Source organism: Pseudomonas marginalis, assembly GCF_008692035.1.
Lineage (GTDB): Bacteria > Pseudomonadota > Gammaproteobacteria > Pseudomonadales > Pseudomonadaceae > Aquipseudomonas > Aquipseudomonas marginalis.
This window is the reverse complement of record NZ_VTFG01000001.1, coordinates 2,545,979-2,565,112: the sequence shown is the minus strand read 5'-3', so window position 1 is coordinate 2,565,112 and position 19,134 is coordinate 2,545,979. Positions and strand designations below refer to the sequence as shown.

The window sequence follows — 19,134 nt, the reverse complement described above, 5'->3', positions numbered from 1 at the left end:
AGTGACTCTTCGACCTTTTTTCGCGGCCCTCGCCGTTGTCGCTCTGGCGGGATGTGCGGCCGATCCTGCGCCGAATGAACAAATTCGCCTCACCCAGCAAGCCCTGGAACAAGCCAACGCCGTGGGCGCCAGCGCCGATGAATCACCCGAACTGAAACTGGCCGAGGACAAATTCGCCCAGGCCAAGGCCGACATGGCCGAGCAATCCTACAAGGACGCGCGCATGCAGGCCGAACAGGCCGAGCTGGACGCGCGCCTTGCCGAAGCCCAGGTACTGACCCGCAAGAGCCAGGAACAACTGAACGTGCTCAACACCCGCATCACGCGCCTGCGCAAGCAATTGCAGCTGGGAGAAGCCCAATGAACCCGATGATCCGTGGTCTGGGCTGTGCGGTGCTGCTGGGCAGTGCGGCACTGGGCGGTTGTGCCAGCCACCCCAATGGCGAACAGGCCTTGCAACAGGCGGGCAGCGACTTCCAGAAGGTCAAGGAAGACGCCAACGTGCTGCGTATCGCACCCAAGGACGTGATCCGCGCCGGCGAATCCCTGGCGCGGGCCGACCGTTTGTCCAGCTACTGGGGCAGCGGTGCCGACGTGGTGCATTACGCCTACCTGAGCCAGCGCTACAGTGCCATCGCCCGCGAACACACCGAGCAGACACTTAACGAAGAGCGTGCCGCCAAGCTCGAACTGGAACGCCAGCGCCTGCAATTGGCCCTGCGCGAAAGCAAGCTGATCAGCGTGCAGCAGCAGGGTAAATGGCTCGAAGAACAGATCGCCAGCCTGACCACCACCCAGACCGATCGCGGCCTGGTGATGACCCTGGGCGACGTGCTGTTCGATACCGGCGAAGCGGAGTTGAAAAATTCGGCCAACCGCACGGTGTTGAAAATCGTGCAGTTCCTGCAACTGAACCCCAAGCGTGTGGTGCGCATCGAGGGGTACGCCGACAATACCGGTGGTCAGCAGGAAAACCTCAAGCTGTCCCGTGATCGTGCGCAGTCGGTGGCCGATGTGCTGGTGGACCTGGGGATCGATGAGAAGCGCATCCAGGTTGAAGGCTACGGCGACCAGTACCCGGTGGAAGCCAACGCCTCCGAGCGTGGCCGCGCGCAGAACCGTCGCGTGGAAATAGTGTTCTCCGACGAGAAGGGCCAGTTGGGCGCCGCTCGCTGAAGCCTTGCGCAAATCAAAAGGGTGGGAGGGGGCTTGCCCCCGATAGCGGTGGACCAGTCACTATTTTCGGCGACTGACACTCCGTCATCGGGAGCAAGCCCCCTCCCACATTGTTCTGTATACATCTGAATATTCTCTCCACTCACCTTACAGTTTTTACTGTCACTCCCGCGCGCGCTCGACTATTGTGGCAACTGTCCCCGTACACTTCTAAACTGTGCTGGTATGTTTCACACAAAAATAAAATACCCGTGAAATCGAGTGCTGCGTCATGACCAATCTGTTGCTTTACCAACGTATCGCCCAGCAACTGGCTGAGGACATCCGTCGCGGTGTCTATCAACCTGGCGAGCGCGTGCCCTCGGTGCGCAAGATGAGCTCCCAGCTCAATGTCAGCCACGCTACGGTATTGCAGGCCTACGCCAACCTGGAAGACCAGGGGCTGATCCGGGCACGGCCGCAGTCCGGTTACTACGTGCACCAGACACCAGCACTCACGGCGCCCACGCCGGACATCGCGCGGGTCGAGCGCCCGGGGTTGGTCACCCGCAGCAGCATTATCCAGCAGGTATTGGGCGAGTCGCGCCGCGAAGGTGTATTTCCCCTGGGCGCCGCCGTGCCGAGCGTCGACTATCTGCCGGTACGGGCGCTGCACCAGCAATTGGCCAAGGTCACGCGCTTCCAGAGCCCACGCGCCTTCAGCTACATGTTCAGCCCCGGTTTCGAGCCGCTGCGTCGCCAGGTGGCGATTCGCATGCGTGACGCCGGCGTGGTGGTGGACCCCTCCGAAGTGGTGATCACCCACGGCTGTGTTGACGCCTTGCAGATGTCGCTACGGGTGCTGACACGCCCCGGCGACTTGATCGCGGCTGAATCGCCGACCTATTACGGCTTGCTGCAACTGGCCGACCTGTTGGGCCTCAAGGTCATCGAGATCCCCAGCGACCCGTCCACCGGCATGAGCCTGGAAGCCCTGCAACTGGCCGCCAACCAATGGTCGATCAAGGCCCTGGTGTTGACCACGCGCCTGAGCAACCCCCTGGGCGGCACCATGCCCGAGGAACGGCAGAAACAGTTGCTGCGCCTGGCCTCGGATTTCGACATCCAGATTGTCGAAGACGATATTTACGGCGAACTGATGTTCGAACTCGGCCGCACCAAGGCCCTCAAGGCCTATGATCGCCTGGACCGGGTCATTTATTGCTCGAGCTTTTCCAAGACCTTGTCGCCGGGTGTGCGCATCGGCTGGATGATCGCCGGCAAGTACCAGCAGGAAATCCAGCGCCTGCAAATGTTCAGCACCCACTCGGCCTGCAGCGTCACCCAGATGGGCGTGGCAGCGTATCTGGAGAACGGCGGCTACGACCGGCACCTGCGTTACATCCGCCAGGAATACCGCAAGAATCTCAGCGCCTTCCAACTGGCGGTGCAGCAGTATTTCCCGGAAGGCACCCAGATGACTCGTCCGACGGGCGGCTTTATCTTGTGGGTCAGTTTGCCAGGGCGGGTCAATACCCAGGAACTGCACGTGCGCGCCCTGCAACAGGGCATCAGCATTGCGCCGGGCTTGATCTTCAGCAATACCGAGCAGTTCAACCACTGTATTCGCCTTAACTGCGGCACACCGTGGAACCGCGAAGCAGAGCGTGCGCTGATGACCCTGGGGATGCTGGCCAGCCAGCTATGCCAGGAAACCGCAGCCGGCTTTTGAGGCGCCGAAAAGGCGCAGCGCCGATAGCTGGCTGATCACCGCGCTTGTCATGCCGCGCACAACAAGCGAGCATATGGCCCTCTGCCGTTAATGCTGTAGGCAATATGACCTCGATTGTTCGCGCTGCTTTGGTGATTGGCCTGTTAAGCCTGTGTAACGTCGGCACAGCGCTGGCGGCGGCACCCGTGGCTGAAAACAAGCCCGCTGCCAATACCCGGCAGGATGCCCCGGCAAAAAAACCTTCCCCCGCCAAGCAAGCCCCCGTCGCGAAAAAACCAACCGCCACGGCGAAAAAACGTGCGTCGACGGCGAAAAAATCCAAGTCAGCCCAGGAAGTGGCACAGACCAAACTGCCACCGGCACAGTTGGATTTGTCCCTGCCTTCGGACATGGTCAGGCATCTGCAGCCCCTGGGGACCGTGCCCAAGCCCAAGAGCGTGCCGTTGTTGCCGCCGATGTTCGGTGAAAAGCCCACCGACAACAGTGCGTTCCAGATCAACGGCCGTTTGCTCAGCAATGAGATGAAGCTGCAACTGCGCAACGAAGAGCGCCGTGAAGTGGAAGGTGCCGCGTTGGAATTCGAGTTCAAACAGTAAACTTTTTCCTACAAAGTGACGCAGGCCGTCGACCATCTGTCGCAGACTGGTCGGTCACTTTTGTTTTGTGCGAAAAACCCCTGTTAACCCATTTTAAAACGACTGTTTAAGGGCGTACCCTAGCCCGGCCGTCCCTATTGAGTCGTCGAGGACCTGCTGGTCATGAATTGCCGTGAAGGCTGTGGCGCCTGCTGCATCGCCCCCTCCATCAGTTCGCCGTTACCCGGGATGCCCAATGGCAAACCGGCGGGCGAACGCTGCCTGCACCTGTCGGTCGAACAGCTGTGCCAACTGTTCGGCCAGCCGGAGCGCCCGGCGGTGTGCAGTGATTTCAAGGCGGATATCGATGTCTGCGGCACCGACCAGGCCGATGCGATCCGGTTGATCGGCTGGTGGGAGCAGATGACGGCGGCTTGAGGGGCTTTACTATCGGAACTTCAACAATAAGGAATACAACAATGGGTTCGCTGAAACGAATGGCTGTGCTGTGCGGTTTTACCCTGGTATTTGCTGCCACTGCCCAGGCAGAGGATTGGCAGGTTGCCAAGGATGAAGACGGTATCAAAGTGTCCCTGAGCGAAGTCGCCGGCTCCAAATACAAGGCGTATCGCGGTGTGACCGTGATCAAGGCGCCTGTCGCCAGGATCCAGGCCCTGCAGGAAGATGTGGCTGGTGCCTGCTCGTGGATTCATGAATGCAAATCCCAGAAGCTGGTGGACAAGAAAGGCGATGAGGCCTGGACCTACACCCAGTTCAAGGCGCCGTTCCCGGTGACCGATCGTGATTCGTACATCCATGTCACCACCACCAAGGACGCCGACGGCAGCGTAACCCGCAAGCTGCAGGGCGTGCCGACCTACAAGCCCGAAGAAAAAGGCTACGTGCGAGTCGCTCAGGTCGAGGGCTTCTGGAAACTGGTCCCTAAAGGCGCCAATGAGACCGAAGTCACCTACCAGGTACACACCGAGCCAGGCGGCAGCGTGCCGTCGTGGCTGGCCAACAAGTTCGTGGTGGAAGCGCCGTTCAACACCCTGAAAGCCTTGAAGGAACACGCTGAAAAATAACTGTGCTTGATCCGGTGCTTCCTGACTTGAGTGGAACGTTTGCCGAGCCCTCAAGGTCCAGATAGATGTAAGCCCACACATGGGTTTTATCGAGGAGGCACCGATGCAAAAGTGGCAGATTACCTTCGTTGATGATCACGGCGTACAGTCCGTGGAGCAGTTCACCTGCGAGCACAAGCCCAGCCTCGAAGATGCGGCACACATGATCCGCAACAAGCTGGTGCCCGTGGCCGCCGAACTGGACCTCAACGACCTTGAGGGCCGCAAGCCCGAGCCAACGGTCAAGATCCTCAAAGACCAGAACAGTATTCAAATCCTCGACATCTCTCCCGCCGCCTGAACATTTCCTGTATGCCATTCAAGCACCTCTGGTGGAGGTGATAGCTTCGCGCTACTCTGCAAGTGAGATCAGCGAATGAATCGCTAAGGTCTGGTCTTGTCAGCTACATGCTTGTTTTCCCGTGGTGATGTTGTTGCCGTGGTACCCGCGCCGTCAGCGCGCGGGCTTTGGGAAGCACGGAAAGTCTATCCATCGGTTTGAGGAGGACGTTTCATGAGCACAGCCTATCAAGAAGACATCAGCACCAACGTTCTGCGCCGCATGAAAGAAGGCGGTTTCGACTTTTCACGGTTCCACCCCATTGAGTTCTACGCCATTTTCCCGGATGAGGAACGGGCGCGCAGGGCTGCGGGTGAATTTCGTGGTGAGTCCCTGAATGCCCAGGTCAGTGCGCGCGACGATGGCGCCTGGTACCTGGAACTGAGCAAGATCATGTTTGCAACCTACGATGGCATAGGAGACTTCGAGCAGGACTTTGAAGCGGTGGTCGAGCCGCTGGGCGGAATCATCGAAGGTTGGGGCGTCAAGCAGGAGGTGCGTGGGTTACCCATGTAGCGCCATTGTATGAGCAACACAGCGTATCGGCTGACCCTGGGGTCGGCCGATTTTGTATGTGCTGTGTGAAAATTTCCGGAACTACCGTTGCCCTTTCCCGCACAAAAAAAAGCCACCCGAAAAGGGTGGCTGAAAGGGAAGACCGAAGGAGCCGGTCAGTACACGAGCTTCAAGGTACCGAGTGCGGGATGGGTAAGGCTGTAGGACGTGTCCTGTTCAGCGGATGGGGAGAATTATCCGCAGGCTGGCACGGGCAGTGAAATCAACTCTGACTATGCTGTTGATAGCCAAAGCCTGCATTGCCATGAAGCGTGCGGCAGTGCAGTGGGGATTCCGCGCACCAGGACGGTGCGATCAGGTCTTTGCTTATATTCAACTCACTGATTTTTAAGTGTTTATGCCGCTGGCACGGGCCTTGCGATGGTTCTTGCGTCCGGGTGACAAGGAGTACGGCATGATCCGCACTTATTACGACGAAATGTACGATGGGGCAGGGCAGGTTCGCCCTCACTACCGCGAGTTCGCCCGCTGGTTGGCCGACACCCCCGCTGAACTGCTGGCCCAGCGCCGGCGCGAAGCCGATTTGCTGTTTCACCGCGCCGGGATCACCTTCACGCTTTACGGCGACGAGCAGGGCACCGAGCGCCTGATTCCGTTCGACACCATCCCCCGCAGCATTCCCGCCAGCGAATGGCGGATGGTCGAGCGTGGCTGCATCCAGCGGGTCAAGGCGCTGAACATGTTTCTCGCCGACCTCTATCACGAACAACGCATCATCAAGGCCGGGATCATTCCCGCCGAACAGGTACTGGCCAACGAGCAATACCAGTTGGCAATGCAGGGGCTGAACCTGCACCGCGACCTGTATTCCCACATCTCCGGAGTCGACCTCGTACGCGACGGCGACGGCACCTACTACGTGCTGGAAGACAACCTGCGTACACCCAGCGGCGTGAGCTACATGCTCGAAGACCGCAAGATGATGATGCGCCTGTTCCCCGAGCTGTTCGCGGCCCAGCGCATCGCGCCGATCGATCATTACCCCAACCTGCTGCTCGATACCCTGAAAAGCGCCAGCCCCCTGGATAATCCCAGCGTCGTGGTGCTGACCCCGGGGCGCTTCAACAGCGCGTTTTTCGAGCATGCATTTTTAGCCCGGGAAATGGGTGTGGAGTTGGTGGAAGGCGCCGACCTGTTCGTGCGCGATGACCGTGTGTTCATGCGCACCACCGACGGCCCCAAAGCCGTGGACGTGATCTACCGTCGCCTCGACGACGCATTCCTCGACCCGCTGGCCTTCAACCCCGACTCCATGCTCGGCGTGCCCGGCCTGCTGGCGGCGTATCGCTCGGGCAATGTGGTGCTGGCCAATGCCATCGGCACCGGGGTGGCGGATGACAAGTCGGTGTACCCCTTCGTCACCGAGATGATCCGTTTTTACCTGGACGAAGAACCGATCCTGCAGAACGTTCCCACCTTCCAGTGCCGTAAGCCCGACGAATTGTCCCACGTGCTGGCCAACCTGCCGGACCTGGTGGTGAAGGAAACCCAGGGCTCCGGCGGCTACGGCATGCTGGTGGGCCCAGCGTCCACGGCCGCGGAAATCGAAGCCTTCCGCGCGCGTATCAAGGCCAAGCCCCACGCCTATATCGCACAGCCAACCCTGTGTTTATCCACCTGCCCGACCTTTGTCGAAAACGGCATTGCGCCGCGCCATATCGACCTGCGCCCGTTCGTGTTGTCCGGCAAGGAAACCCGTGTGGTACCCGGCGGTTTGACCCGTGTCGCGCTGCGTGAAGGGTCGCTGGTGGTCAATTCGTCCCAGGGCGGCGGCACCAAAGACACCTGGGTGGTCGAGGACTGATGCCATGTTGAGTAGAACTGCCTCGGATTTGTACTGGATGTCGCGCTACCTGGAACGCGCGGAAAACCTCGCGCGCATGCTCGATGTCAGTTATTCGCTGTCGCTGATGCCCCAGGATGGGCGCGGTGATGGCCTGCATGAACTGGCCATGCCGCTGTTGATCACCGGCACGCTGGATGATTACCGCGAGCGCCACGGCGAATTGCACGCCGAACGCCTGCTGCATTTCTTCGCACTGGATGCGGCCAACCCGGCCAGCATCTACAGTTGTCTCGGTGCCGCGCGGGCCAGCGCCCATGCTGTGCGTGGGCGAATTACTGCCGACATGTGGGAAAACATCAACGCAACCTGGCTGGAGATTCGCGAAATCTCACAGCAGGGCCTCAGCCGCTACGGCATGAGCCGCTTCTGCGAGTGGGTCAAGGAGCGTTCCCATCTGTTCCGAGGGGCGACCTACGGCACCATCATGCGCAATGACGCCTTCCGTTTTATTCGGCTGGGTACGTTTATCGAGCGCGCCGACAACACCCTGCGCCTGCTGGATGCGCGCTATGAAATGGCCGGTGACCAGGCCGAAGCCGTTACCGATGGCACCGCCCACGCCTACTATCAATGGAGTGCCTTGCTGCGCGCGTTATCGTCGTTCGAGGCCTACACCGAGATCTACCGCGACGCCCCAGGGGCCCGGCAAGTCGCGGAACTGTTGCTGTTGCGCGCCGATGTACCGCGCTCCCTGCGGGCCTGCAGCGAAGAGATCGACCAGATCCTCGCCAGCCTGCCCGGCATCAACGGCCGTCCGGCCCAGCGTCTGGCGGCCGAGATGGACGCGCGGCTGCGGTTTACCGCGATCGATGAAATCCTCGAGGAAGGCCTGCACGCCTGGCTGACCGACTTTATCCCCTTGGTCCGCCAGTTGGGCGACGCCATCTACAGTTCCTACCTGGAGGCCGCATGAGACTCTCCATCAGCCACGAAACCACCTACCACTACGAAGACCAGGTACGCGCCAGCATCCAGTACCTGCGCCTCACGCCCCACGACAGCGAGCGCCAGCACGTGCTCAGTTGGCAACTGGACCTGCCTCGCCCGGTGCGCGCGCAGATCGACCCGTTCGGCAACATCCTGCACGTGCTGACCCTGGACGAACCCCACGACGCCATCATTATTGGCGCCCGTGGCCAGGTGGATATCGATGAGCTGCGTGAGGCTGAACACGAGAGCCAGTCAGCCTTTCCGTTCCTGCGCTGCACCCGCCTGACCGAGCCCGACGACGCCCTGCGCGCTTTTGCGCAGCAGCATTGCCACCAGCGTCGTGATCGCACCGCGTTGATCGACCTGATGCACGCCCTCAACCAGTCGATGGTCTACACGCCCGGCGCCACCGAAGTCGACACCTGCGCCGCCCAGGCCTTCGCAGGGCGGGCGGGGGTGTGCCAGGACCATACCCATGCGTTCCTGGCCTGCGCGCGCAGCCTGGGCATTCCTGCGCGGTATGTGTCGGGGTATTTGTACACGGAAGACAGTACTCACCTGGCCAGCCACGCCTGGGCCGAAGCCTGGCTGGATGACGCCTGGTACAGCTTTGACGTGACCAACCAACTGGCCCGGCCGGAGCGGCATTTGAAACTGGCCGTGGGCCTGGACTACCTCGACGCTTGCCCGGTGCGCGGCATGCGCCGTGGCGGTGGGCATGAGCAGATGCATGCCAAGGTATTCGTGGCGCCGACGCCGGTGGTCCTGGTCCAGCAGCAATAACCCGCTCGCCACCGAGATCAGGCTGGGATCAGGGGTGTTGTTTACGCCCCGCCATATGCTTCAAGTACCCCACCAGCAATTCCAGCTCGCTGTCAGGCAACACCCTGGCGGCGAACGCTGGCATCTTCGCCTGCGGCCAGTGCCTCAGGCTCTGCGGGTCGCGGATATAGCGCTTGAGGAAGTCGCCGCTGAAATATTCCGTAGGGTTGTAGGGAACATTCAGGTCCGGCCCCACCTGTGCATCGCCGGCGCCATTGAGGCGGTGACAGGCCAGGCAGTTCTTCTGGAACAGCGCAAAGCCCTGGTTGACCGGATCATTCGCAGCCAGCGTCGGGTCGGGCAGCAGCGCCGGAAAACGTTCGGCCACCGTCTTCAACTGCTTGATCGCGGAGATCTGGAACGGCCACTGCTCCGGGCTGATATGCCCGGCCTGCGGATCGGTCCACACCAGGTAGAACGGCCCGGCACTCGGCTTGCCGTCTGCCAACGGGGGCCATGGGTGGACCGGGTCTTCCACGGCCAGCCAGGCGCGGGCGCCGTTTTTTTGCAGCAACGGTGCAGCCGTCAGTTCGGCGGCGAAGCCATCCAGGGCAACGGCTTGCAGATGATTATCGGGCTGTAGGCCCGGCAGGAGCACTGCCAGCGGTACTGCGCGATAGGTCATGTTGCGCTTGTAGGAAACGTCATCGACGACCTGCACTGTCTGCGCGTCCGGATGCTTGAGCAGGTCGGCGGTCTGCAAGGTCTTGCGGCTGTGATCCAGCTCGACGGTCAATTGCGCCGCCGAAGCGGGCAGGGCGAGCAACAAGGCAAGGAATGCGAAGATCGGTTTCAAGACGGCGGCCCCGTGTTAAGTGGCGATAGGGCCCACGATAGCGGAAAAGTGCAGGTAAAAAGGCAGCACCTGCAACAGGATCGCTATGCACGAAGTCCCGGCAGGTGCTGCCAAAAGCGGTAATCCTGAGGAAAGAACAGGCTCAAGAAGAGGTCACCCAATGACCTTGGTCAAGTTGGGCAAGATCAGAATCAATGTGGTGGCGAACAGAATAAGTCCCGCCTGACGTACTTTCGAATGTTTGAACATGGCTGACTGCCTTTTGTTGTTATTCCTGAGCGTCAAATGCGTGCCGTTGAATATGAGTATCGCAATGTGACGTGTCGCTTTTCTTACAGCTGCTCCAGCAAAACCCGGCAGCAACTTCTTACTGATTGAACCTTAGAGCCCTCGTTCTGCGCGGCTTAGACCCATTTCATATCACCTGATCAACATTTCAGCTTAAAAAGGCATGAGGCATAACGCCATCTTGGCGCCAATGCCTTGGCTAGACAGCTAAAACGATTAATCCAGCAATTACCTTAGGTGCCTACCGTTCGTCCGAGCGTGGCGGTCAAAAGCAATGAGCGCATCCGTCATTGAAACCGTGTCAATCGGGCCTAAGGTAAGGGCATTACTGCGCAATGGTTCGAGGACGTCATGACCCAAGCTTTGATCTTTGATGCGATACGCACGCCCCGCGGCAAAGGCAAGGCCGACGGCGCCCTGCACAGCGTCAAGCCGGTAAACCTGGTGGCCGGCCTGCTCACCGCGCTGGCACAACGCAACGACCTCGACACCCAGCAGGTGGATGACATCGTGCTCGGCTGCGTTACCCCGGTGGGCGACCAGGGCGCCGACATCGCCAAGACCGCCGCCCTGGTGGCGGACTGGGCCGTCAGCGTCGCCGGTGTACAGATCAACCGCTTCTGCGCCTCGGGCCTGGAGGCGGTTAACCTCGGCGCGATGAAAGTGCGTTCCGGCTTTGAGGACCTGGTGGTGGTCGGCGGCGTGGAGTCCATGTCCCGCGTGCCCATGGGCAGCGATGGCGGGGCCTGGGTGCTCGACCCGCAGACCAACATGCACAGCCACTTCACGCCCCAGGGCATTGGCGCCGACCTGATCGCCACCCTGGAAGGTTTCACCCGCGAGGATGTCGATACCTTTGCCCTGCAGTCCCAGCAGAAAGCCGCCAGGGCGCGTGCAGACGGTTCCTTCAACAAGTCGTTGATCGCGGTGCAGGACCAGAACGGCATTGTGCTGCTGGACCATGATGAATTCATTCGCGCCGATTCCACCCTCGAAGGCCTGGGCAAGCTCAAGCCCAGCTTCGAAATGATGGGGCAGATGGGCTTCGACGCCACCGCGTTGCGGGTCTACAGCCATGTAGAACGCATCCACCATGTACACACACCGGGCAATAGCTCGGGCATCGTCGACGGCGCCGCATTGATGTTGATCGGCTCCGAAGCGAAGAGCCGCGAGCTGGGCCTGCAACCGCGGGCACGCATCGTCGCCACGGCCGTCACTAGCACCGACCCGACCATCATGCTCACAGGCCCGGCGCCGGCCACCCGTAAAGCGCTGGCCAAGGCCGGTTTGCGCGTAGAAGACATCGACCTGTTCGAGGTCAACGAGGCCTTTGCCTCGGTGGTGCTCAAGTTCATCAAGGACATGGGCATCGACGCCGCGCGCGTCAACGTCAACGGCGGCTCCATCGCCATGGGCCACCCGCTGGGCGCCACGGGTTGCGCGATCCTCGGCACCCTGCTCGACGAACTGGAGGTGCGCCAGCAGCGCTACGGCCTGGCCACCCTGTGTGTCGGCGGCGGCATGGGCATCGCCACCATTATCGAACGCCTCTGAGCCCAAGGAATTTGTCATGACCGCTGCCATTCGTTACGAAAAAGGCCAGGACCAGATCGTGGTGCTGACCCTCGACATGCCCGGCCAGAGCGCCAACACCATGAACGCCGCGTACCGTGAGGCAATGGCGGCCACCGTCGCACGCCTGCAAGCGGAAAAGGACGACATTGCCGGTGTGGTTATCACCTCGGCGAAGAAGACCTTTTTCGCCGGCGGCGACCTCAATGAACTGATCAAGGTCGACAAGGCCCACGCCCAGGATTTCTACGCCAGCGTCCTGGTGTTGAAGGCGCAATTGCGCAGCCTGGAAACCCTCGGCAGGCCGGTGGTGGCCGCCATCAATGGCGCAGCCCTCGGCGGCGGTTGGGAGATCTGCCTGGCGTGTCATTACCGCATCGTGCTGGACGACAAGTCGGTACAACTCGGTTTGCCGGAGGTCACCCTTGGCCTGCTGCCAGGCGGTGGTGGCGTGGTGAGGATGGTGCGCATGCTGGGGCTGGAGAAGGCCTTGCCGTATTTGCTCGAAGGCAAGAAAGTCCGGCCCCAGCAAGCGCTGCAAGCCGGGTGGGTCGATGAGCTGGCGGCGGATCGCACTGAGCTGCTGGCCAAATCCCGCGCATGGATTCTCGCCAATCCGCAGGCCAGTCAGCCGTGGGACAACAAGGCCTATCAGATTCCCGGTGGTATGCCGTCTCACCCGAAAGTGGCGCAAATGCTCGCCATCGCACCATCGATTTTGCGCAGCAAAACCAACGGCTGCTTCCCGGCCCCGGAGAAAATCCTCTGCGCCGCCGTGGAAGGCGCGCAGGTGGATTTCGATACCGCACATGTGATTGAAACCCGCTACTTCACCGAATTGGTCACCGGGCAGGTGGCGAAAAACATGATGGGCACCTTCTGGTTCCAACTCAATGAAATCAACGCCGGCAGCTCGCGGCCTCAGGGCTTTGCGCCTTACGTGACGCGTAAGGTCGGGGTACTCGGTGCGGGGATGATGGGCGCAGGCATCGCCTATGTCAGCGCCTGCGCCGGTATCGATGTGGTGCTCAAGGACATCAACCAGGCGGCCGCCGAGAAGGGCAAGGCGCATTCGACGGCGCTGCTGGAGAAGAAGGTCAGCCGTGGGCAATTGACCGCTGAGCAGCGCGAAACCACCCTCGCGCGGATTCATCCTACGGCTTCGGATGCTGATCTGGCCGGCTGTGACCTGATCATCGAGGCCGTGTTCGAAGACCGTGAACTCAAGGCCAAGGTCTCGGCTGCCGCACACAATGTGGTCGGCGCCGACGTGGTGATCGCCTCCAACACGTCTACCTTGCCCATCAGCGGCCTGGCCACGGCGGTGCCGGATCAAGGCAAGTTCATCGGCCTGCATTTCTTCAGCCCGGTGGACAAGATGCCCCTGGTGGAAATCATCAAGGGCGCCCGCACTTCGGACGAAACCCTGGCCCGAGGGTTCGATTTCGTCCTGCAAATCAAGAAAACTCCGATCGTGGTCAACGACAGTCGCGGGTTCTTCACCTCGCGGGTGTTCGGCACCTTCACCCATGAAGGCATCGCCATGCTCGGCGAAGGCGTGGCTGCGCCGATGATCGAGACCGAGGCGCGCAAGGCGGGTATGCCGGTGGGGCCGCTGGCGGTGTCCGATGAAGTGTCCCTCAGCCTGATGAGTCATATCCGACAGCAGGCTGCCAAGGATCTGCAGGCGGAAGGTAAAACAGTCCCACGCCATCCGGCGACGGTGGTAATTGATCTGTTGGTGAACGAGTACAAACGCGCGGGCAAGGCGGCGGGAGGCGGTTTCTACGAGTACCCGGCGGGCGGGCAGAAGCATTTGTGGCCTGAATTGAAAGCGCGCTTTGAGCGAGCCGACCAGCGCATTTCAGCACAGGATGTGCGCGACCGTTTGCTGTTTATCCAGGCCATCGAGACCGTGCGCTGCGTAGAGGAGGGCGTGTTGATGTCCACCGCGGATGCCAACGTGGGGTCGATCTTCGGGATCGGTTTTGCCGCCTGGAGTGGTGGCGCGTTGCAGTTTATCAACCAGTACGGCCTCAATGACTTTATCGCCCGTGCCCGCTACCTGGCGGAACAGTATGGGGAGCGGTTCTCGCCGCCGGCATTGTTGCTCGACAAAGCTGCGCAGAACACGACCTTCTGACGGTTTTGGGCATGCACAGGGCTTGCCTTGTCAGGGTATTTCAAGGCAGGCTCTCGGGTGTGCATTATTCCCATCACCGTGTCAGGTATTTTTTATGTCGCTACGCGTCTGTATCCTGGAAACCGATATCCTGCGTCCAGGCTTGATCGATCAATACCAAGGCTACGGGCAGATGTTCAAGCGCCTGTTCTCCAAGCAGCCGATTGCCGCCGAATTCGTTGTGTACAACGTGGTGCAGGGCGAATACCCGTCGGACGACGAAGTGTTCGACGCCTACCTGGTGACCGGCAGCAAGGCCGATTCCTTCGGCACCGACCCCTGGATCCAGACCCTCAAGACCTACCTGCTCGAACGCTATGAGCGCGGCGACAAGTTGCTGGGCATCTGCTTCGGCCATCAATTGCTCGCGCTGCTGCTGGGCGGCAAGGCCGAGCGCGCGGGGCAGGGCTGGGGCATGGGCATTCACGATTACAAACTGGATACCAAGGCGCCGTGGATGAGCCCTGAAGTGCCAGAGTTGACGCTATTGATCAGCCACCAGGACCAGGTCACCACCTTGCCGGACAATGCCACGGTCATCGCCTCCAGCGAGTTTTGCCCGTTCGCCGCCTATCACATCGGCGACCAGGTGCTGTGCTTCCAGGGGCACCCGGAATTTATCCATGATTATTCCCGCGAGTTGCTGGAGATTCTTCAGACAACCCTGGGTGAAAAAGTCTACACAAACGGCGTGGCCAGCCTGGCGCGCGACCACCACGGCGTGACCGTGGCGGAATGGATGATGCGCTTCGTGGCGCACAAGCCTGAGGCCCGGGTTTAAAGCCAGCCCGAGCGCTTGAAACTGGCCCACAAGCCGGTGCAACCGAACGCAATAAACCCGAGCACCGCAAAATAGCCGTAGTGCCATTGCAGCTCGGGCATGTTCTGGAAGTTCATCCCATAAATCCCCGCCACCGCGGTGGGGAACGCCAGGATCGCCGCCCACGCGGCAAACTTGCGCTGCACCACGCTCTGGCGCGAGGCCTCAAGCAATACACCGATCTCGATGGTCTGGCTGGCGATATCGCGCAGGGTGGTGAGGTCTTCCATCTGCCGCGTGACGTGGATCTGCACGTCACGGAAATACGGGCGCATGTTCTTGTCGATAAACGGAAAGCTCAGCTTCTGCAGTTCCTGGCTGATCTCCACCATCGGCGCCACATAGCGCTTGAGTCGCAGCACGTCGCGGCGCAGGCCATGGATCTTCTGGATATCGCGCTCGCTCAGCGAGCTGCACAGCACGTTGTGCTCCAGTTCATCGATCTCGGCGTGGATCGCCTCGCTGACCGGCTGGTAGTTCTCGGTGACAAAATCCAGCAGGGCGTAGAGTACGAAATCTTCCCCATGCTCCAGCAATAACGGCCGCGCCTCACAGCGTTGCCGAACAAAGCCGTAGGACGCCGAATGGCCGTTACGCGCGGTGATGATGTAGCCGTTGCCGGCGAAGATATGGGTCTCGATAAACTCCAGCTTGCCGTTCTCGCGCACCGGTGAATAGGTGACGATAAACAGTGCGTCGCCGAAGGTTTCCAGCTTGGGGCGGCTGTGTTTTTCCAGGGCATCTTCGATGGCCAGTTCATGCAGGTTGAACTGGCGTTGCAGGTTGGCCAACTCCTGGGCGTTGGGCTCTTCCAGGCCGATCCACACAAAATGCCCGGGTTTGGCGGCCCAGGCCGCGCCTTCGTCTAGGGTGATATCCGTGACTTTCTTTCCGGCGCTGTACACGGCGGCCGCAACAACTCTACCCATGGTGCTGATCACTTCTTATTAGGAGGACAGGTGTTGGGCAGCTTAGCTTGAATGACGTTCCGTTGCGGCGTCTGCAGGTGCTCGCTTTTTGTGACGAGCAAGCTTGTTTGCGTGGGGAGGCCAGGCCCCCCGGAAGGTGTTCAGGCAGGTTGCACTTCGCGATCCATCGCTGTAATGCACTCATCCATCTGCGCCTGACAGGTCTGCATCAACTGCGGGATGTCATCCGAAGTCAGGCCCACAGTAGGAATCGGCGGCAACGAGCGTATGAGCACATCACCGCTGTTCCAGCGATTGAGCTTCATATGGGTGACGTAATTGCTGACACACACCGGCACGATGGGCACGCCAGCGGCGATGGCCATATGAAACGCGCCTTTCTTGAACGGCAACAAGCCTTTGCCCAGATTGCGCGTGCCCTCCGGAAACACCCAGATCGAGGTGTCCTGATGCTGCAACGTATGAGTGGTGGTGAGCATCGCGCGACGTGCCTTGTGCGCATTGCCGCGGTCGATCAGCACATTGCCCGCCAGCCAGAACAACTGGCCGAACAGCGGTACCCATTTCAGGCTCTTTTTGGCGATACACACGGTGCGATGGGGCACCACGGTGCCCAGCACAAACAGGTCATAGTTGGACTGGTGGTTGGCGATGATCACACACGTACCAGGCTTGTTGCGCAGGGAGTCGACATCGGTCTTCACCTTCAGGCGCAGGATCCACATGGCCGGCAGCGCATACAGGCGCGCACACAAGCGACTGTTGTCCGGGTGGAATGGCCGGCAGGCCCCGAGCAGCACGCCCAGTACACCGGCCACCATAAAGTGCAGGCCCATCAATAACATGCGTAACAGAAAAAGCATCGACACGGCCCATCGGGATAAAAGGTGGCGCAGTGTACGGATGTGCACTGAATTCGGCAATTACCCGTAAAGAGGTAGGAGATGGGCGATGTTTAAGCACATGTTTCATCATGTGCCGATATAGGCAGGCTAGAGCGGCTAAAGATGTTTCGGATTCATTTGTACGAAAAAGCCCGACGCAAGGTCGGGCTTCGATGTTCCGGTTGTAGGTATTAACTCAGGATATGCCCCTGATCCTGGATGATTGCCTCATCCAACGCCTCCAGCAACGCCTTACGCACCTTCAGCTTGGTGTGCTTATGGGCATTCATATTCAGCTTCTTCAACTGACGTGCCGCTTCCAGCGCCGCCGCCTGCAGCTCTTCAGGTGCCACCACCTTGTCGAGGAAACCGGCCTGCAACGCGCCTTGCGGGTCAAACATCTCGGCATTGATCACCGAGCGATGAAACGCCGATTTACGCAGACGGTCCCGCGCCAGCTCGATACCGGCGTGGTGCATGGTCATGCCGATCGCCACCTCATTCAGGCCAATTCTGAACGGGCCTTCCACCCCGATCCGATAATCTGCCGACAACAACAGGAAAGCACCCTTGGCCACCGCATGCCCAGGGCACGCCACAATCACCGGAAACGGGTGGGACAAAAGGCGACGTGCCAATGTCGAGCCCGACGTCACCAGGCCGATGGCTTCTTTGGGGCCGGCTGTCATCACCTTCAAGTCATACCCACCCGACAGGATCCCCGGCGTGCCGGTGATGATCACCACCGCCCGATCTTTCTCGGCCTGGTCCAGCGCTGTATTGAACGCACTGACCACATCCGGAGAAATGGCATTCACCTTGCCGTTGCTCAGGGTCAGGGTCGCGATACCGTCTTCGAGGTGGTAAGCAATCAACTCACTCATGACGCGGTTCCTTGTAGGATTTGTTATAGAGAGGCTGTTTATAAAGGCGCATGCGCAGACGTTACCCACCACGCCCGCCCCGGTAAAGCGCCGTGACTGACTGCCCAGTCAGACTTTCCCCGCAGGGAGAACGCCGGAAGGCCTGGAGCAGGGCGCAACACTGGCCCCAGACACAGGACGCCCATGCCCAAGAATGGCAGAATCACCACCCCTCGCCGGGCACATCCCGGCATACCCATCTAACCGCATGAAAATTCTGAAAAAAACCTTTGCCATCAGAAAGGCTTTCGACTACATTAGCGCGCCTCGACAGACTGAACTGGTTTGACGAGATACGGTGAAGTGTCCGAGTGGCTTAAGGAGCACGCCTGGAAAGTGTGTATACAAGAAATTGTATCGAGAGTTCGAATCTCTCCTTCACCGCCACATTTTGAAAACGCGAACCCCTGATTTTCCTAGAGAAAGTCGGGGGTTTGTGGTTTTTTGCGTCCGAAAAATGCCCTCATGGGACCGCCATGAGACTGGCGCCCTGTTCTGGTGTGAAAATTAGCGGAAGAAGTATGATGGGCTCAAAAGCCAACACTTGGACCAGAAAACTGTTCTAGCCCGCGTGAATTAGGATTTCCGCAACTCTCATCAAGGACGACTGCCAGATAACTCAGGTTGCAATATCGCTGCAGCAGACGCTTTGACGTTGCTCCTGCACATTCAGCATGCCTTGGGTGCGGCGATTGAAGAGACCACTAAGTGGCTTCCAGAGAATGGCGTAGTGAGTGCTGCAGATAACGCAATCATGGCCACGGCAACTCTGGACACAAATGCAAAAGCGATTACCGACGCGATAATGTGCCTGCGGTAGGCCTAGGGAATATCACCTCGCAGGCAGCAATCGGCCAATAACTGACACTCCGTTTGTCTACAAATCCAGAGCGCTTCACTGCGTAGCCGATGAAACGAATACTTTTTAAAAACTGCTAATCTTTCACGTCTGTTGATTAAAAGATCGCTTAAAACTCTGATTGATTGACATACTAAATATGGCTCGGTCAACTGTGAAATCTAATGTGTCGGATACGGCGATTAGTGACCTTAATTCTTCAGGGAAGTCTTCGATGCTAGCGCATGCCGTTGGAATCAAATATCGAAAGTAGTCTCCAATTCCCGCGTCGCCCTCATAACCAATCGGATTGTCTTCGCTGGACACGTAATCTTCTAGCGCGTGATAAACATAGAAGCCTTTTATTGATGGAATTGAATACTCCGTGAGCTCTTGATAAAAGTTCGAACTCTCTAAGACTATGCGTTCCATTTCGCCGCGCGACGAGGGTTTGAGCTCCCTGCGAAACCTATATATATCTAAAAGAGTTTGACCTTCCTTGTTTTTTGGATAACTTTGAAACTCACGCGACTCTTCCCACATAAACTCATTTATACTGTCGAGTTTTTTCTCTAGCTCTGGAATAGCCAACAAGCTCGAAGGGATAGGGCCGAAACAGTTATTCACCATTACAGCTATACGCCCATGTCGATCCATGGCGAACCACGTGAAGATAGTCCCAAAACTTGGCTGCCAATCTTTATCTAACGGCATTACTTCACCTCTGGTAAAACGTGTATATCGCCTGAGATTATTATCGCCAGTGCTGGATTGGCCCTGTTACAGAAACTTTACTGAT

Annotated in this window: 20 protein-coding genes and 1 tRNA gene; 16 read left to right on the top strand and 5 right to left on the bottom strand. The window is 59.3% G+C overall.

Annotated elements, in window-relative coordinates; translation table 11 throughout:
- The first annotated feature begins 1 nt into the window (after position 1).
- From FX984_RS11950 to FX984_RS11900, 11 genes are all read left to right on the top strand, one after another.
- Entirely contained in the window at positions 2–364 is a 363-nt protein-coding gene (locus FX984_RS11950) for a DUF4398 domain-containing protein (RefSeq protein WP_027603634.1), read from the top strand.
- The gene (locus FX984_RS11945; RefSeq protein ID WP_027603635.1) at positions 361–1,176 is read left to right on the top strand and encodes an OmpA family protein; all 816 of its coding nucleotides are present in this window, start codon (positions 361–363) and stop codon (positions 1,174–1,176) included. The genes FX984_RS11950 and FX984_RS11945 overlap by 4 nt, the downstream gene beginning before the upstream one ends.
- A gap of 271 nt (positions 1,177–1,447) precedes the next feature.
- Positions 1,448–2,887, top strand: coding sequence for an aminotransferase-like domain-containing protein (locus FX984_RS11940; protein ID WP_017527404.1), 1,440 nt, complete (start codon positions 1,448–1,450; stop codon positions 2,885–2,887).
- A 104-nt stretch (positions 2,888–2,991) separates the two neighbouring features.
- Positions 2,992–3,483 (top strand): hypothetical protein, encoded by a 492-nt coding sequence (locus FX984_RS11935; RefSeq protein ID WP_027603636.1) that lies wholly within the window; start codon positions 2,992–2,994, stop codon positions 3,481–3,483.
- A 162-nt stretch (positions 3,484–3,645) separates the two neighbouring features.
- Entirely contained in the window at positions 3,646–3,900 is a 255-nt protein-coding gene (locus FX984_RS11930) for a YkgJ family cysteine cluster protein (protein WP_017527406.1), read from the top strand.
- Between the two features lie 41 nt (positions 3,901–3,941).
- Positions 3,942–4,547, top strand: a complete 606-nt coding sequence (locus FX984_RS11925) for an START domain-containing protein (RefSeq protein WP_027603637.1) — start codon at positions 3,942–3,944, stop codon at positions 4,545–4,547.
- Positions 4,548–4,650: 103 nt separating this feature from the next.
- A complete protein-coding gene (locus FX984_RS11920) occupies positions 4,651–4,887 on the top strand; it encodes a hypothetical protein (protein WP_027603638.1) in 237 nt (78 codons plus the stop codon).
- 213 nt (positions 4,888–5,100) lie between these two features.
- Positions 5,101–5,442, top strand: coding sequence for a ribonuclease E inhibitor RraB (locus FX984_RS11915; RefSeq protein ID WP_015885395.1), 342 nt, complete (start codon positions 5,101–5,103; stop codon positions 5,440–5,442).
- A 454-nt stretch (positions 5,443–5,896) separates the two neighbouring features.
- Entirely contained in the window at positions 5,897–7,306 is a 1,410-nt protein-coding gene (locus FX984_RS11910; protein WP_027603639.1) for a circularly permuted type 2 ATP-grasp protein, read from the top strand.
- 4 nt (positions 7,307–7,310) lie between these two features.
- Complete coding sequence (locus FX984_RS11905) at positions 7,311–8,261, top strand: alpha-E domain-containing protein (RefSeq protein WP_027603640.1); 951 nt, start codon at positions 7,311–7,313, stop codon at positions 8,259–8,261.
- On the top strand, positions 8,258–9,061 hold the full coding sequence (locus FX984_RS11900; protein WP_027603641.1) for a transglutaminase family protein: 804 nt from the start codon (positions 8,258–8,260) through the stop codon (positions 9,059–9,061). The genes FX984_RS11905 and FX984_RS11900 overlap by 4 nt, the downstream gene beginning before the upstream one ends.
- Positions 9,062–9,089: 28 nt before the next feature.
- On the opposite strand, the gene FX984_RS11895 is transcribed toward FX984_RS11900, so the two are convergent.
- Positions 9,090–9,896 carry a c-type cytochrome gene (locus tag FX984_RS11895; protein ID WP_146476757.1) on the bottom strand — a complete coding sequence of 269 codons (807 nt, stop codon included), beginning with the start codon at positions 9,894–9,896 and terminating at the stop codon, positions 9,090–9,092.
- A 639-nt stretch (positions 9,897–10,535) separates the two neighbouring features.
- Between FX984_RS11895 and FX984_RS11890 the strand changes: the two genes are divergently transcribed.
- From FX984_RS11890 to FX984_RS11880, 3 genes are all read left to right on the top strand, one after another.
- Positions 10,536–11,741: an acetyl-CoA C-acetyltransferase gene (locus tag FX984_RS11890; RefSeq protein WP_092355451.1), complete on the top strand. Its 1,206-nt coding sequence runs from the start codon at positions 10,536–10,538 to the stop codon at positions 11,739–11,741.
- Between the two features lie 16 nt (positions 11,742–11,757).
- Positions 11,758–13,902, top strand: a complete 2,145-nt coding sequence (locus FX984_RS11885) for a 3-hydroxyacyl-CoA dehydrogenase NAD-binding domain-containing protein (RefSeq protein WP_146476756.1) — start codon at positions 11,758–11,760, stop codon at positions 13,900–13,902.
- A 94-nt stretch (positions 13,903–13,996) separates the two neighbouring features.
- Positions 13,997–14,722: an amidotransferase gene (locus tag FX984_RS11880; protein WP_027603645.1), complete on the top strand. Its 726-nt coding sequence runs from the start codon at positions 13,997–13,999 to the stop codon at positions 14,720–14,722.
- Here FX984_RS11880 and FX984_RS11875 read toward each other — a convergent pair.
- The 3 genes from FX984_RS11875 to FX984_RS11865 all read right to left on the bottom strand — a co-directional run bounded on the left by FX984_RS11875 (position 14,719) and on the right by FX984_RS11865 (position 17,458).
- Complete coding sequence (locus FX984_RS11875) at positions 14,719–15,690, bottom strand: magnesium and cobalt transport protein CorA (protein WP_027603646.1); 972 nt, start codon at positions 15,688–15,690, stop codon at positions 14,719–14,721. The genes FX984_RS11880 and FX984_RS11875 overlap by 4 nt on opposite strands.
- Before the next feature lie 140 nt (positions 15,691–15,830).
- On the bottom strand, positions 15,831–16,553 hold the full coding sequence (locus tag FX984_RS11870; RefSeq protein ID WP_108573725.1) for a lysophospholipid acyltransferase family protein: 723 nt from the start codon (positions 16,551–16,553) through the stop codon (positions 15,831–15,833).
- 212 nt (positions 16,554–16,765) lie between these two features.
- Entirely contained in the window at positions 16,766–17,458 is a 693-nt protein-coding gene (locus FX984_RS11865; RefSeq protein ID WP_146476755.1) for a crotonase/enoyl-CoA hydratase family protein, read from the bottom strand.
- Positions 17,459–17,794: 336 nt separating this feature from the next.
- Between FX984_RS11865 and FX984_RS11860 the strand changes: the two genes are divergently transcribed.
- Positions 17,795–17,884, top strand: a tRNA-Ser gene (locus FX984_RS11860).
- A 220-nt stretch (positions 17,885–18,104) separates the two neighbouring features.
- A complete protein-coding gene (locus FX984_RS32715) occupies positions 18,105–18,317 on the top strand; it encodes a hypothetical protein (protein ID WP_146476771.1) in 213 nt (70 codons plus the stop codon).
- A gap of 123 nt (positions 18,318–18,440) precedes the next feature.
- On the opposite strand, the gene FX984_RS11850 is transcribed toward FX984_RS32715, so the two are convergent.
- The gene (locus FX984_RS11850) at positions 18,441–19,049 is read right to left on the bottom strand and encodes a hypothetical protein (protein WP_027603649.1); all 609 of its coding nucleotides are present in this window, start codon (positions 19,047–19,049) and stop codon (positions 18,441–18,443) included.
- Between the last annotated feature and the right edge of the window lie 85 nt (positions 19,050–19,134).